Source organism: Lentzea sp. NPDC060358 (genome assembly GCF_042725365.1).
Classification (GTDB): domain Bacteria; phylum Actinomycetota; class Actinomycetes; order Mycobacteriales; family Pseudonocardiaceae; genus Lentzea.
In genome coordinates this window covers 1-9,452 of record NZ_JBHXCW010000274.1, presented here as the reverse complement: position 1 = coordinate 9,452, position 9,452 = coordinate 1, and the positions used below count along the sequence as shown (strand labels likewise).

The window sequence follows — 9,452 nt, the reverse complement described above, 5'->3', positions numbered from 1 at the left end:
CCCACTGGACTGGGCGGGTCACCGTGAGTGACCTTGGGGCGGGTTTGGTGGGTGCGACGGTCTGCAGGCCCGTGTTGAACCACTTCTGCCGCTGCGCCGAGCTGCCGTGGCTGAACTGCGTCGTGTCGACCCGTCCGCCACCGAGCTCGCTCTGGATGTAGTCGTCACCGATGCGCGCCGCCGCGTCCAGGGCCGCGGCGATGTCCTCCTGCGTGATGTTCGTGATCAGCGGCTGGCCGTTGGCCGACGGGGTCGTCGTCGCGGCCTTGCCCCACGCGCCCGCGTAGCAGTCGGCCTGCAGCTCGAGCCGCACCGAGCCCGAGGTCGGCCCGGTCTCCCTGCCGACCCGGTCCGAGGTGCCGAGCAGGTTCTGCACGTGGTGGCCGTACTCGTGGGCCAGCACGTAGGCCTCGACGAACGGGCCGCCGGTCGCGCCGAACTTGGTTCGCAGCTCGTTGAAGAAGTCGAGGTCGATGTAGACCTGGGAGTCCGCCGGGCAGTAGAACGGGCCGACCGCGGAGGTCGCGTTGCCGCAGCGGGTGTTCACGCTGTTGCGGAAGAAGTTGGTCTTGGTGACCTGGTAGGTGTTGCCGGAGCGGGCGAACTGGTCGGTCCAGAACGCCTGGATCGAGTTGATCGTGGCGACGATCCGGCAGTCGCCGTCGCGGTTCGCGTCGGCGCCGGTCTTGCACTTCTCGGCCAGCTGGCTCGACTCGACCTGGGTGTTCGACCCCATGCCCTCCAGCCCGCTCGTGGGCAGCTGGATGCCGGTGAACTGCTGCACCAGGAAGTAGATGATCAGGCCGACCACGCCGAGGCCGCCGCCGACACCGGCGACGCGCCCGCCGACGCCCCGCTGGTCCGAAACCTGAGAAAGATCGAGATCCGCGCCTTCGTTGAACTGCACCGCAATCCTCCTGTTAAGGACCCCATGGGTGCCGCAAACGATAAAGCACCAAACACGCCTGGGTGCGGCGCCCGACGTCAGGGCACCGCACCGAGGCTTTCCCATTTGAGTAGTGACGACTACGGCCCACGGAGGTTGGCGTGGCGCTCGGCCGGTGACGCCATGAGACGTCAGCGATGCCGAGCTCAACAGCGTCGAAGTGCTCCGAGCGACGCCCGACGGCGCCTGGGCACCCGAAACCCCGTGTCCGTCGCTACGCAGTCGCGGCCGGACCGGTCACGTCCGGTCCACCCGCGGGGATGCGACAAACCGCGTTTCGCCACAGCGAGGAGATACCTGCACAGCACCACCTACCCCTTCTGGGCGTGGCCACCGGGTGGTCCAGATCAATTCACCTACCGGTTGCCAGCTCGCCTTCGAGCATGCGCTTGATCGCCGCATTTCTCAACACCTCACAGCAAACCTGAATTGGTGAAGTCAACCGGATGACCTGCGGAGATCGACTGTGCGGACAGCAATCGCCCGGTGAGCGGGGTGCTCACCGGGCGATTGTGAAAAATGATCAGGAATTGGTGGTGCGACGCGCTCCGCGACGTGCCATCAGGCCCGCGGACATCAGTCCGAGACCGAGCAGCAGGAATTCGAGCGGGTCCGCGCCGGTGCGCGGGAGAGCCGGGATCGCGGACGCCTGCTGCGACGTCCCGGACGCCTTCTCCCCGGTCTGCGGGGTGCCGGCGCCCGAGTCGTCGCTGGTGTCGCCGCCGCCGTTGTTGCCGCCGCTGTCATTGCCGCTGCTGTCATTGCCGCCGCCGGGGTTCTGGCCACCGGGCTGCTCCGGCTGCGGCTGTTCCGGCTGCTCGGGCTGTTCGGGCTGCTCCGGCTCTTCCGGCTGGGGATCGACGGTCTTGCCGCAGTCGCCGCTCGCCGTGCCGAGCACGGCCGCGCTGGTGCCGCAGACGGTCACCGGCGCCTCGATCGTGCCGTTGGCCTGCTCGGGCCGGGTCTCACCGCAGCTGCCGGCCCCGCCGCCCGCGGCGCCGACCGAGTTGCCGCACACCGTGACGGGTGCGGAGACGAGCGCCGGCTCGGACTGGACGCGCGCCGCCGGCCGCTCCACGCACGTGGCGTCGTCGTGCCCCAGCACGGTGATCGCGTTGCCGCAGATCCTGACGGGAACGCTGACGAGGTTGCCGACGCGCACCTCGTCGTCGACGTCGACCGGCACCGGGACGGCCCGGGCCCACCCGGCGGTGGCGACCAGGAGGCCGCCGGTCAGCAGGGCGGCGGACATCGTCCGGTTGAGGTTCTTGCGCATGACTGTTCTCCCTGACGCGTGAAGTGACAGATCCCTGTGCTCGTGACGGCGCCGGGATCAGTCGGGGGAGAACGTCGGTTCCTCCGCGCGCACGGTGCGCGGTGCGTCGTGCCGTTCGGTGCTGACGAGCGACGTCGTGGCGGTGGGCGGCCACAGTGCGTGCGGCAACGTGCCCGCCGGGAGCTGGGTGCCGTTCGCGGTCGTACCGGCACCACTCGGCGGGAGCGTGCCGGGGACCGGCCGTTCCGCCCGCGGTTGCCGTGGTTGCTGCGGAGCGGGTTCCTCGACCGGTGTCGCGGCGGTCGGCGGTGGTTCGACCTGCCGCGTCTCGACCTGGACGGGAGGCGCGGCAACGGGGTGGACCTGGGGCACGGGTGGTGGGTCGGGAACGTCGGTGCGCGGGACCGGCTCCGGCGGGACGGACGTGCCGGGCCGTGGCGGGACGATCCCGGTCTCGACCTCCACCGCGATGGTCACCGCGGCGTCCAGGACGGGGAGCCCGACCTCGACCCGCAGCTGGTCGATCTCGACGCGGACGTCGGCGGAGGCCTCACCGGCGCCGCCCAGCAGCCAGGCGCCGGTCACCAGACCGGCGAGCAGCAGGAGCCGACGCAACCACGACATCGGCCCTCACCCTAGATCAAATGGAGCAACCCGACACGCGAAAAGGCCACCCCGGCGACTTCCGCCGCCGAGGTGGCCTGCGCAGCCGGCCCGCGGGTTACGGGGTCTGCGTGATGCGGTCGAGCGCGGGCGGGGCCTGGTTCGGGTGCGCCGTCAGGTAGGCGGAGAACGCGTCCAGGTCGATGCCGCCACCGGTGATGGCGGTGCCCTTGGTGAACTCGGTGAAGCCGTCACCGCCGCCCTGCAGGAAGCTGTTGATCGTCACGCGGTAGCTCGCGTTCGGGTCGAGCGGAGCACCGTTGAGCGTGACGTTCGAGACCTTCGACCCGAACGGCGCGGACGCCGACCAGGTGTACTTGAGGCCGGACGACGGCTGCAGGACGAACTGCCTCGCGGCGGTGAACTGCTGCTCCAGCACGGCCTTGATGTTCGTGCCGGTCAGCGTGACCGTCTGCAGGATGTTGCCGAACGGCTGCACGGTGAACGCCTCGCCGTAGGTGACCACGCCGTTGCCCTCACCGGCGGGCGAGCTGGCGTAGGTGAGGTCCGCGCGCACGCCACCGGGGTTCATCAGCGCGAGCACCGCGCCGTTGGCCGAGGTGGCCGCGAGCTGCGAGTCCGCGATCAGGTTGCCGAGCTGCGACTCGCCCGCGGTGTTCTGGACCTTGAGGATGTCCGCGCTGATCGTGCCGACCTGCTTGTTGGCGATCGGGGCGGACTTCGTCTTGGCCGTGTCGATCACGGACTGGATGGCCGGGTCCGGCGTGACCGTGCGGGTGACGATCTTGTTGTCGGCCTTGGTCTCACCGCGGACGACGTCGCGCGTGCGGCGGTCGATCTTGAGGTCGACGACGCTGAGCTCACGCCCGAACGCGAGGCCCTCGATGAACGGGCGCGGGTTGCCGGCCGGGTCCTTGACCACGCAGTTGTAGTGCTGGTGGCTGTGGCCGGAGAAGACCGCGTCGATCTTCGGGCTGACGTTGGTGGCGATGTAGCTGCCGGGGTTGTTCGCCGCGACGTTGCACGCGTTGGGGCCGCCACCGGTGGAGGTGACCTGGTCGCCCTGGTGCACGAGCAGCACGATCGACTTCACGCCGATCGCGTCGAGGAGGTTGGCGTACTTGTTGGCCGCCTTCACCTCGTCGCCGAACTGGATCTCCTTGATGCCGCTCGGGTCGACCAGGATCGGCACGTCCTTGAGCGGCATGCCGATGAAGCCGATCGGCATCCCGTCGCGGATCTCCACCCAGAACGGCGGCAGAGCGGGCAGCCCGGTCTTGGCGTTCGTGACGTTCGCGCCGAGGATCGGGAAGTTCGCGCCCTTGTACTTGTCGCTGAACTGGCACCCGTCGACCGGGTGGCACCCACCGCGCTGGATGCGCAGGAGCTCCTTGTACCCCTCGTCGAACTCGTGGTTGCCCGCCGCGGTCGTGTCCATGCCGACCTTGTTGAGCACCTCGATCGTCGGCTCGTCGTGGAACAGCGCCGACACGATCGGCGAGGCACCGATCAGGTCGCCCTGCCCGACGATGACGGAGTTCTTGACCTCCTTCTGGAGGTTCTTGATGTGCGTGGCGTTGTAGGCGGCGCCACCGGCGTCGACGGTCGTGCCGTCGGGAAGGATGACGCGTCCGGAAGACCCGGTCGGCGGCTCGATGTTGCCGTGCAGGTCGTTGATGCCGATCAGGCGCACGTCAACCGTGCCCCGACCGCGCAACGACTGGACATCGGCCTGGGCAGGCCCGGTAGCGCTGATGACAGTGGCCGCGGCGGCGGTGATCGCCAGAACGGAAAGCCGTCTGAACGAACTCATGGGTGGAGCCTTTCGAAGGCGTGGTTAACGCGCGTGTACGGCGGAGGAGTCTGCCTCCAGAAGGCCGCGTTTTCCAGAGGGATGACTGAACCGTCATCAGGCCGTCTAGCCTTGTTCCCGTGACACGAAGTGACCGGGAGCCGCACTGGCTCGACGAGGGCGAGATGCGCGCGTGGCGCACCTACGTGAGCGGATCGTCCATGCTCATGGACCGCCTGCACCGAGAGCTGCAGGACGCCCACGGAGTGTCACTGGCGGACTACGAGATCCTCGTCCGCCTCTCCGAACAACCGAACCGCCGCATGCGCATGACCCAGCTCGCAGAGGACGTCGCCTCCTCGAAGTCCCGCGTCTCCCACCAGGTGGCCCGCATGGAGAAGGCGGGCCTGGTCTCCCGCCGCGAGTGCACCGAGGACGGCAGGGGCGTCCTGGCGGAGCTGACCCAGAAGGGCATGACCCAACTGGTGGCCGCCGCCCCCACCCACCTGCGAGGCGTGCGGGCCCACATCGTCGACCTGCTGACGCCCGAGGAGGGCGAGGTGCTGGCCAAGGTGTTCGACCGGGTCACGACACACCTGCGCGAGGCGAACGGCTAGGCTTCTCGCCGGACGCCTCGGCGTCGGGGAAGCGTGGCAGAGCGGCCGAATGCACCCGCCTTGAAAGCGGGAGACGGGCAACCGTCCGGGGGTTCAAATCCCTCCGCTTCCGCTCCAAACGAATGGGCGACGCACCGCAGTGCGCCGCCCATTCGGCATTTCTCAGCGGCGCGCCACCGCCAGCAACCGGCGGCTGCCGATGCTGAACGCACTCCCGTCGACATCGCCGTACAACGAGACCGACGAGAACCCGGCGCTCAAGAGCATCCGGCTCAACTCACCGGCCGTGTAGACGTGCTGCTCGCAAACCGACCGCTGCACCCGTGAGCCGGACGTGAAGGTGAAGTCGATCAGCAGCCGCCCCGAAGCCACGTCGTAGGAGTTCACGGCGACCATGTCGACGCCGCCGGCCGACATGCGGATCGAGCCCGGCAGCGACGGCAGCAGTGACTCCGCCGCGCACCCGTAGTCGAGCACCAGCACGGGCGCGATGGCCGCCATGTCCGCGAGGAACCGCTCCGAGTCGGCGTGGGACAGGTAGCCGAAGCTGTTGCCCATGCACAGCGCCAGGTCCGCGGTGAACCCGAACGAACCCAGCGTCGTCACGTCGCCCAGCCGCCAGTCCAGTGAAGGAGCCGAGGAACGGGCGAAGGCGATGGCCTCGGCGGAGATGTCGAGGCCGGTGACCGCGTAGCCGCGGCGGGCCAGTTCGATGCTGTGCCTGCCGCTGCCGCACGGTGCGTCCAGCACGCGCCGGCCGGACGAGAAGCCGGTCACGAAGTCGATCTCGGCCGACGTGTGTGCCGGCTGGACTGCGCCTCGCCAGAAACCGTTGGCGAGATCGGTGAAGAAAGAGGTGTACCAAGTCAAGGTCGGTGCTCCTGGTGATCGCACGAAGAAGTACGCAGGTGTCACCGGGCACGGCGAAGGCACCCGGTGTGTCCGGGGCTTGCCATGGCATCGACCTCGTCCGTGTGTGCGCCAGAGGACATCAGGAAAGCACGTCGCGCGGAAGTTCAGAACCGGGTTTTCAGGCGGAGCGCGGCGAGGAGAAGCGGACCATGTTGCCGGACGGGTCGCGGAAGGCGCAGTCGCGGACGCCGTAGTGCTGGTCGACGGGTTCCTGCAGCACCTCGGCGCCGGCCGCGCGGACCCGGTCGAACTCCGCGTCCACGTCCGGGACCACGAAGATGATGCCGTGCAACGATCCCTTGGCCAGCAGGGCGTGCAGCGCCTCGTGGTCGGTCGGCGGGGCGGGCGGGCCGATTCGGGACAGGCCGATCTCCACGTCCGGCTGTTCGGGCGGCCCGACCGTGAGCCAGCGGTAGTTCTCGATCCGCGCGTCGCTGCGGACCTCGAGGCCGAGGACGTCGCGGTAGAACTTCAGGGCTTCGTCCTGGTCGTGGACGAAGAGGAACGTGTGCGAGAGCTTCATGGGCGAAGACGCTAAACAGCGCCGGCGCCGGACGCTTCTCGAAACCTGCTCGGTCTCGTGAGGCGCGCGAGATGGCACCCCGGCACCGCGGCCAGCGAGTCGTGCGAACGGGCGCGGTAGGCCGACGGGGTTTCGCCGACCAGTTCGGTGAAGCGGGCGGAGAACGAGCCCAGCGACGTGCAGCCGACCTCGACGCACACCTCCGTCACCGACAGCTTTCCCAGGCGCAGCAACGCTTTGGCGCGCTCGATGCGCCGCGTCATCAGGTAGCTGTACGGGGTTTCGCCATAGGCCGCGCGGAACTGGCGGGAGAAGTGCGACGGCGACATCAGGGCGGCCTTGGCCATCGCGGGCACGTCCAGCGGTCTGGCGTGCTCGCGGTCCATGAGGTCGCGCGCCCGGCGCAGGTGCGCCAGGTCCTCCGGTGTCACGCCGGTCAGCATGCCACCCGGGCGTTACGGCGTGAGCGGAACTTCACAGATCCATTCGTCGTGGAAGGAACAGGCTTCCGCGTGCGGATTCGCTCGGGTAGCTTGGCGGCGGTTCTGCGGACGCGTGCGGGGGCTTGACGTCGGCGAACCACCACCGTCGTTCCAATGGGGGATTCACCTTGTCCGAGAGATCGGTCAGCCGTGCCCTGCTCAGATTCGGGGCCTTGACCACCGCTGTCGTGCTCGCGTTCGGCGGTGCCACCGTCGGTGCGCTCGCGCAGGACGAGCCGGAGACGCCGGCGTCCACGAGCGTCGAGCAGACGCCGACGAGCACGGAGAGCGCGCCGCCGTCCACTTCGGACTCCGTGCCGCCGTCGACGTCCGAGTCGGCGCCGCCGAGCAGCACCGGGTCCGCGCCCGTCCCGACCTCGGAGAGCGCGCCGCCGCCCTCGGTGCCCGAGCCGCCGAAGAGCGACGAGCCCGGCAAGGCCGCGGCCGTGGGCAACTACAGGATCAAGACCTTCCAGGACAAGAACGGCAACGGCTACTCCGAGCCGGGTGAGCAGGTCGTCGGCGTCCGGGTCTTCCTGACGGACAAGCAGACCGGCGCTGTCGTCGCGGAGCGCGCGAGCGGGGCCGACGGCTGGTCCGAGTTCACCGGTCTCCCCGTCGGCTCGTACTGGCTCATGATCGACCCCGCGTGGAAGTTCGCCGGCGGCAACGGCGGCCTCGAGCTCCAGGTCACCGAGTCCGGCGGGGAGACGACGCTCAGGCTCATGCCCGGTGGGTCCGCGCCGAGCCCGCGCGGCACCCTGTGGTTCGAGAAGTCGAGCTACCAGTCGCACGAGACCGTGCGCTTCTGGCTGACCGTCACCAACGTCGGCGGGCAGACCGCCGAGCACGTCAAGCTGAACTTCCCGATCCTCGCCGTGAACACCCCCGAGGCGCAGTGGGGCGACTTCGGCCACCGGGGGGCCGGCATCTCGCTCGCGCCCGGCGAGTCCCGCACGTTCGAGGCCACCGGCACGATCGAGCAGGTCCAGGGCGGCAAGCTGGTCCTCTGGGGCGTCATCGACTTCGACGGCCGCTCGAACCCGAGCCAGAGCGGGTACCACGGCGAGGTCGTGGTCGAGCAGAGCAAGGGCGGCATCCGCGGTCTCGTCTACAACGACAAGAACCGCAACGGTCAGCAGGACGCCGGGGAGGCCGCGCCGGACGCGGTGGTCGAGATCAACGGTGGCGTGCCCTACGGCTACTTCAAGACCACGACCGACGCCAACGGCCGCTACACGTTCAACGACATCCCGTCGGGCGACTACTACGTCGGCTACTCCATCGCCGGCGGCTGGATCGTGCACTCGAACGGCACGGAGCCGAAGACCCGCGTCCAGCCGGGCGCGCCGCTCGAGCTGGTCGCCCGCGCGGAGCGGCCGTACCGCGAGTCGCTCAGCGCGACCCTCACGCTCGACAAAGAGGTCTACCGGGCCGACGAGGACGCCCGGATCACGATCACGCTGACCAACTCCGGCGACCGGGCGATGACGAACATCCAGGCCTGGTGCAACCGGATCGGTGACGAGAACCAGTTCGGGGGCCGGATCAGCGAGCCGAACCCGCTGGGCTGGGACCAGCTGCGCGGCGCCGGCGTGACGGTCGAGGCGGGCGAGACCAAGACGATCGTCGTGGTCGAGAAGGTGCCGCCGGCCGGCATCACCTTCGGCAAGGTCATCGCGTCCTGCGGGTTCGCGCCGCACGCCGGGTGGAACACCGACGCCGCCGAGGCGTTCGACTCGGCGCGGGTGCCCGGTGGGTTCGGGTCCGTGAGCGGGCATCTCTACTACGACCGCAACGGCAACAGGACGGCCGACGCGGACGAGGCCATCGGCAACACCCGGATCGTGCTGCACGACCGCGAGCTCGGCGTGGACGTCGCCGAGACGTTCTCCGACGACAAGGGCCACGTGCGCTTCGACCGCGTTCCCGCGGGGGCGTACTTCGCCCGGGTCGACGGGCCGTGGCAGTTCGAGGGCGAGTGGGGCGGCCACGTCGCCGTCTACGCCGGCAGCGACTGGGAGTACGGCTTCCCGGTCGTTCCCCGCTCTGCTCCCGAGCGCGGTGGTGACCACACCCCGGCCGCTCCCGCCCTCGCCACGGGTGCCGGTGGCGGCAGCGTCGACGTGCTGGCCAAGACCGGTGCCAGCGTGCTGGGCCTCGGCCTGGTCGGCGCACTGCTCGTGGCCTTCGGCGTGGGCGCCAGCGTGATCGGCAGGCGACGCCAGTCCGCCTGACCGCCGACGAACGGAACGGGCCGCCACTCACGCTGAGTGGCGG

At 69.6% G+C, this 9,452-nt stretch carries 9 protein-coding genes and 1 tRNA gene; 3 read left to right on the top strand and 7 right to left on the bottom strand.

The features are described from left to right. The 4 genes from ACFWGZ_RS35850 to ACFWGZ_RS35835 form a co-directional block, all read right to left on the bottom strand. Positions 1-907, bottom strand: a 907-nt coding sequence (locus ACFWGZ_RS35850; protein WP_382456031.1) for a neutral zinc metallopeptidase, incomplete at its 3' end; no start/stop codon positions are given. 562 nt (positions 908-1,469) lie between these two features. Next, positions 1,470-2,222, bottom strand: a complete 753-nt coding sequence (locus tag ACFWGZ_RS35845) for a hypothetical protein (RefSeq protein WP_382456030.1) — start codon at positions 2,220-2,222, stop codon at positions 1,470-1,472. 57 nt (positions 2,223-2,279) lie between these two features. Beyond that, positions 2,280-2,846 carry a hypothetical protein gene (locus tag ACFWGZ_RS35840; RefSeq protein ID WP_382456029.1) on the bottom strand — a complete coding sequence of 189 codons (567 nt, stop codon included), beginning with the start codon at positions 2,844-2,846 and terminating at the stop codon, positions 2,280-2,282. A gap of 97 nt (positions 2,847-2,943) precedes the next feature. Further along, complete coding sequence (locus ACFWGZ_RS35835; RefSeq protein ID WP_382456028.1) at positions 2,944-4,659, bottom strand: bifunctional metallophosphatase/5'-nucleotidase; 1,716 nt, start codon at positions 4,657-4,659, stop codon at positions 2,944-2,946. A 164-nt stretch (positions 4,660-4,823) separates the two neighbouring features. On the opposite strand from ACFWGZ_RS35835, the gene ACFWGZ_RS35830 reads away from it, so the two are divergent. Then, complete coding sequence (locus tag ACFWGZ_RS35830; protein WP_382456032.1) at positions 4,824-5,255, top strand: MarR family winged helix-turn-helix transcriptional regulator; 432 nt, start codon at positions 4,824-4,826, stop codon at positions 5,253-5,255. A 27-nt stretch (positions 5,256-5,282) separates the two neighbouring features. Continuing rightward, positions 5,283-5,367, top strand: a tRNA-Ser gene (locus ACFWGZ_RS35825). 50 nt (positions 5,368-5,417) lie between these two features. On the opposite strand, the gene ACFWGZ_RS35820 is transcribed toward ACFWGZ_RS35825, so the two are convergent. The 3 genes from ACFWGZ_RS35820 to ACFWGZ_RS35810 all read right to left on the bottom strand — a co-directional run bounded on the left by ACFWGZ_RS35820 (position 5,418) and on the right by ACFWGZ_RS35810 (position 7,133). Further along, on the bottom strand, positions 5,418-6,125 hold the full coding sequence (locus ACFWGZ_RS35820; protein ID WP_382456027.1) for a class I SAM-dependent methyltransferase: 708 nt from the start codon (positions 6,123-6,125) through the stop codon (positions 5,418-5,420). A gap of 160 nt (positions 6,126-6,285) precedes the next feature. Then, positions 6,286-6,690, bottom strand: a complete 405-nt coding sequence (locus ACFWGZ_RS35815) for a VOC family protein (protein ID WP_382456026.1) — start codon at positions 6,688-6,690, stop codon at positions 6,286-6,288. A gap of 11 nt (positions 6,691-6,701) precedes the next feature. After that, positions 6,702-7,133, bottom strand: coding sequence for a helix-turn-helix transcriptional regulator (locus ACFWGZ_RS35810; RefSeq protein ID WP_382456025.1), 432 nt, complete (start codon positions 7,131-7,133; stop codon positions 6,702-6,704). 212 nt (positions 7,134-7,345) lie between these two features. On the opposite strand from ACFWGZ_RS35810, the gene ACFWGZ_RS35805 reads away from it, so the two are divergent. After that, positions 7,346-9,409: an SdrD B-like domain-containing protein gene (locus ACFWGZ_RS35805; protein ID WP_382456024.1), complete on the top strand. Its 2,064-nt coding sequence runs from the start codon at positions 7,346-7,348 to the stop codon at positions 9,407-9,409. Positions 9,410-9,452 lie beyond the last annotated feature (43 nt).